Raw genomic sequence first — 2,682 nt, 5'->3', positions numbered from 1 at the left:
GGCTATCTCGGCATCGAGGAGAAGCTTGCCCGCTCGCCGGAGGCCTCCGGCAATGCCTATCGCAGCCAGAGCACGCTGCCGAAAACCATGGAGGAAGCGCTCGACCGCTTCGCTGCCTGCGAGCCGGTGCGGGCGCTGCTCGGCGAGGATTTCTCCCAGACCTATCTGCGCGTGAAGAGCGTCGAGCTCGACCTGTTCCAGACCGTGGTGACGGCGTGGGAACGCGACCATCTGCTGCTCAAGGTGTGACTATGGCTTCCAGTTCGACGGGTTTCAATTCCGGTCTCGATATCGGCAAATCCTACTATGTCGCCACCGCCAATCCGGCGCCGGACCATCCGGCGCTCGCCAGCGATGTCGAAGCTGACCTGGTGGTCGTCGGCGGCGGCTGCACAGGTTTGTCGGCGGCGCTTCATGCCGCCGAACGCGGCCTGAAAGTGGTGCTGCTCGAAGGCGGCAAGATCGGCTGGGGCGCATCAGGGCGCAATGGCGGCCAGATGATCCCCGGCCTTCGCAAGGGCGCCAAGGGGTTGGTCAAGGCGTTCGGACCGGAACGGGCGAAGGCGCTGTTCGACCTCGCCTTCGAGGCGCGGGGTCTGGTGCTCGACATCATCGAGCGCCACGGCATCGACTGCGATCTTCGCCTGACCGGTCATCTGGTCGGCGCGGTCAACGGCTCGGACATGCGAGACTTCGAGGAGGAGGCCGAGTGCCTCGCCAAGGTGATGAACTTTCCGCATGTCGAGATCCTGTCGGCGGCGGAGGCGCGGCGAATGGTCGACACGCCCTATCACGGCGCATCCTTCGAAAAGCTCGGCGGCCACATGCACCCGCTGAACTACACGCTGGGCCTCGCGCGCGCCGCTTCCGCCGCAGGTGTTGCCATCCACGAGAACTCGGTTGCGGTGCGCCTCGAGCGCGAGCCGTCCATCCGCGTGTTCACCGACAAGGGCTCGGTCCGCGCCCGGCATGTCGTGCTGGCAGGCGATGCGCTGCTCGAGGGACTGGAGCCGCGCGTCAACAGCCGCATCATGCCGATCGGCAACTACATCGTCGCCACCGAACCACTGGAGGGCGAACGCAATGTCATCCCGTCCAATGTCGCGGTTTCCGACACGCTCTTCGTGGTCAACTACTACCGCATGTCGGCGGACGGCCGCCTGCTGTTCGGCGGCGGCGAGCGCTATACGCCGTCGCCGCCGGCCGATATCGCCGGCTTCGTTCGGCCGCATATGGAAAAGACCTTTCCACAGCTCAAGGGCTGCCGGATCGATCACGCCTGGGGCGGCCTGGTGTCGGTGACGACATCGCGCCTGCCGCATGTCGGGCACTATGGCGAGGTCTATTTCGCGCATGGCTATTCCGGCAAGGGCGTCATCCTGTCGACGCTGTCGGGCAAGCTGCTCGCGGAAGCGATCACGGGCGACGCCTCGCGGCTCGACCTGTTCTCGACGCTGACGCCACTGCCGTTCCCAGGCGGCACCGCGTTGCGCGGGCCGCTCTATGTGCTGGGCATGTTGTGGTACGCCATGCGCGACCGGCTGAGGCATTGATGCGCCGGCTTTCCCGGCCGCGTCGGCATGGCTAATGTCCTGGCGCCGGGGATGAATCCCGGCGCGGTTGGCGTTCGTCATTGTGGGTCGGTGACAGGGTCGCGGCAAAGGAAGAGCGATGAATATCGAGCCGGGCAAACTGACCAAGAAGCAGCGACACGAGCTTATCCTGTCGGAGGTCAGGCGCTCGGCATCGATCCGCATCTCCAAGCTCGCCCGGCGCATCGGAGTCGCCGGCGAGACCATCCGCCGCGATCTCATCGAGCTCGGCGAGGCCGGGCTGATCAACCGCACCTATGGCGGCGCGACGATCTCGCTGATGACGTCCGAGCCGGTGATCGCCGAACGCGGCCTCACCATGGTCGAGGAGCGCGCCCGCATCGGGCGGGGCGCTGCCGGCCTGATCGAGAAAGGCGGCATCGTGATGATCGATGGCGGATCGACCACCTACGAGGTCGCGCGCGGCCTCTCCCTGCTCGGCCGGGAACTCACGATCATCACCAACTCCATCGGTGTCGCCTCGGTTGCCGGCGCCAATCCGGGCTTTCGCGTGATCCTTTGCCCCGGCACCTATGACAGCCGCGAGGCCGCCGTGCTCGGTGAGGACACGGTCGAATTCGTACACCGCTACAATGCCGACATCGCCATCATTGGCGCTTCGGCCGTGAATGCCGAAGGGCCGAGCGATATGATCTCCGGCGCGGCGGCGGTGAAGCGGGCGATGATGGCGCGATCGCTGTCGACGATGCTGGTCGTCACCAACGACAAGTTCGGCCGCAGCAGCCTAGAACGGGTCTGCGCTTTGAGTGAGCTTTCCGATGTCGTCACCGACAGCGAGCCGGCGCCGGAACTCCGCGCCGCGATCGAGGAGGCGGGCGCCGAGCTTCACGTCTTTGCCGGCTGACGGAGCCGGCGCAGCCAATCGGACTTCAAGCCGGAAACAGGAATGCCGAAGCGGGATCGAAGAAGATCTGCCGGCCCGAAGCGGCATCGGCGCTGTCCGGCTCCGCGGCGTCCGAGGTCGGCCTGACGTCGATCTCGTCGCCCGACGCGGTGCGCGCCACGACGCGGCGGCGGTCACCGAAGAAGGCGGCGTCGACGATCTCGACGGCGAGCGACGCGTTTCCCG

3 protein-coding genes and 1 pseudogene are annotated in these 2,682 nt (G+C 66.4%); 3 read left to right on the top strand and 1 reads right to left on the bottom strand.

Going from position 1 to position 2,682, the window contains the following annotated elements:
* The 3 genes and pseudogenes from EOA29_RS32200 to EOA29_RS32190 form a co-directional block, all read left to right on the top strand.
* A pseudogene (locus tag EOA29_RS32200) lies at positions 1-249 on the top strand (glutamine synthetase); the annotation flags it as partial.
* Positions 250-251: 2 nt separating this feature from the next.
* The gene (locus tag EOA29_RS32195) at positions 252-1,553 is read left to right on the top strand and encodes an FAD-binding oxidoreductase (protein WP_126091828.1); all 1,302 of its coding nucleotides are present in this window, start codon (positions 252-254) and stop codon (positions 1,551-1,553) included.
* Positions 1,554-1,671: 118 nt separating this feature from the next.
* A complete protein-coding gene (locus EOA29_RS32190; RefSeq protein ID WP_245464874.1) occupies positions 1,672-2,457 on the top strand; it encodes a DeoR/GlpR family DNA-binding transcription regulator in 786 nt (261 codons plus the stop codon).
* A 25-nt stretch (positions 2,458-2,482) separates the two neighbouring features.
* On the opposite strand, the gene EOA29_RS32185 is transcribed toward EOA29_RS32190, so the two are convergent.
* A partial coding sequence (locus EOA29_RS32185) for a TOBE domain-containing protein (protein ID WP_348628928.1) occupies positions 2,483-2,682 on the bottom strand: 200 nt, incomplete at its 5' end.

The organism is Mesorhizobium sp. M1E.F.Ca.ET.063.01.1.1 (assembly GCF_003998155.1).
Taxonomy (GTDB): Bacteria; Pseudomonadota; Alphaproteobacteria; order Rhizobiales; family Rhizobiaceae; genus Mesorhizobium.
Note: the sequence above shows the minus strand (reverse complement) of the source record. Positions and strands in the feature narration are given on the sequence as shown.